Source organism: Levilactobacillus fuyuanensis (assembly GCF_003946395.1).
Classification (GTDB): Bacteria; Bacillota; Bacilli; order Lactobacillales; family Lactobacillaceae; genus Levilactobacillus; species Levilactobacillus fuyuanensis.
In genome coordinates this window covers 1-1,723 of sequence record NZ_RHNZ01000038.1, presented here as the reverse complement: position 1 = coordinate 1,723, position 1,723 = coordinate 1, and the positions used below count along the sequence as shown (strand labels likewise).

General features: G+C 50.3%; 1 rRNA gene. It reads left to right on the top strand.

From position 1 onward, the window contains the following. The first annotated feature begins 89 nt into the window (after nucleotides 1-89). Nucleotides 90-1,655 (top strand): 16S ribosomal RNA (locus tag EKM73_RS12490). Nucleotides 1,656-1,723: the final 68 nt, after the last annotated feature.

Genomic DNA, 1,723 nt, shown 5'->3' with positions numbered 1-1,723 from the left:
GGTATCAAACCCAAACAATATTTGCGAAGTCAATTCGCTTTTATGAAAATAAAGTAACAACAATCGATGAGCTATTCAAGCATCATCTTTAAGATGAGAGTTTGATCCTGGCTCAGGACGAACGCTGGCGGCATGCCTAATACATGCAAGTCGAACGAGCTTCCGTTGAATGACGTGCTTGCACTGATTTCAACAATGAAGCGAGTGGCGAACTGGTGAGTAACACGTGGGTAACTTGCCCAGAAGCAGGGGATAACACTTGGAAACAGGTGCTAATACCGTATAACAACAGAAACCGCATGGTTTCTGTTTAAAAGGTGGTTTCGGCTATCACTTCTGGATGGACCCGCGGCGTATTAGTTAGTTGGTGAGGTAAAGGCCCACCAAGACAATGATACGTAGCCGACCTGAGAGGGTAATCGGCCACATTGGGACTGAGACACGGCCCAAACTCCTACGGGAGGCAGCAGTAGGGAATCTTCCACAATGGACGAAAGTCTGATGGAGCAATGCCGCGTGAGTGAAGAAGGGTTTCGGCTCGTAAAACTCTGTTGTTAAAGAAGAACACTTCTGAGAGTAACTGTTCAGAAGTTGACGGTATTTAACCAGAAAGCCACGGCTAACTACGTGCCAGCAGCCGCGGTAATACGTAGGTGGCAAGCGTTGTCCGGATTTATTGGGCGTAAAGCGAGCGCAGGCGGTTTCTTAAGTCTGATGTGAAAGCCTTCGGCTTAACCGGAGAAGTGCATCGGAAACTGGGAGACTTGAGTGCAGAAGAGGACAGTGGAACTCCATGTGTAGCGGTGGAATGCGTAGATATATGGAAGAACACCAGTGGCGAAGGCGGCTGTCTAGTCTGTAACTGACGCTGAGGCTCGAAAGCATGGGTAGCAAACAGGATTAGATACCCTGGTAGTCCATGCCGTAAACGATGAGTGCTAGGTGTTGGAGGGTTTCCGCCCTTCAGTGCCGCAGCTAACGCATTAAGCACTCCGCCTGGGGAGTACGACCGCAAGGTTGAAACTCAAAGGAATTGACGGGGGCCCGCACAAGCGGTGGAGCATGTGGTTTAATTCGAAGCTACGCGAAGAACCTTACCAGGTCTTGACATACTATGCAAATCCTAGAGATAGGACGTTCCCTTCGGGGACATGGATACAGGTGGTGCATGGTTGTCGTCAGCTCGTGTCGTGAGATGTTGGGTTAAGTCCCGCAACGAGCGCAACCCTTATTATCAGTTGCCAGCATTAAGTTGGGCACTCTGGTGAGACTGCCGGTGACAAACCGGAGGAAGGTGGGGATGACGTCAAATCATCATGCCCCTTATGACCTGGGCTACACACGTGCTACAATGGACGGTACAACGAGTCGCGAAGTCGTGAGGCTAAGCTAATCTCTTAAAGCCGTTCTCAGTTCGGATTGTAGGCTGCAACTCGCCTACATGAAGTTGGAATCGCTAGTAATCGCGGATCAGCATGCCGCGGTGAATACGTTCCCGGGCCTTGTACACACCGCCCGTCACACCATGAGAGTTTGTAACACCCAAAGCCGGTGAGATAACCTTCGGGAGTCAGCCGTCTAAGGTGGGACAGATGATTAGGGTGAAGTCGTAACAAGGTAGCCGTAGGAGAACCTGCGGCTGGATCACCTCCTTTCTAAGGAATATACGGAGGCTACACATACTTTGTCGAAACAATGGTCAGTTTTGAGGGGTCTACCCTCA